This window comes from Peribacillus sp. SIMBA_075 (genome assembly GCF_046534585.1).
The window spans coordinates 1-228 of sequence record NZ_JAWRYN010001780.1; the positions used below are offsets into that span (position 1 = coordinate 1).

1 pseudogene is annotated in these 228 nt (G+C 49.1%); it reads left to right on the forward strand.

Annotated features, from left to right (window positions below):
* Positions 1 to 228, forward strand: a pseudogene (locus SB775_RS34560) (oligoendopeptidase F); the annotation flags it as partial.

A 228-nucleotide genomic window follows, 5' to 3' on the forward strand; every position in this document is an offset into this window, starting at 1 on the left:
GTTTTTCAGTCCCCTTATGGATTGTACAATACAACGAAAATGGTCGATATGGACTTTCCTGATTTCGAAGCTGGCGGCAAATCCCATCCCCTTAGCTATGTATCGTTCGAAGGCGACTGGGAAGCGGAAACCGACACCGAACTGCGGCGCGCCGCATTCAAGGCGTTTTCCGATAAGCTGCGCGATTATCAGCACACTACCGCCAAAACTTATGATATGCAATTGCAG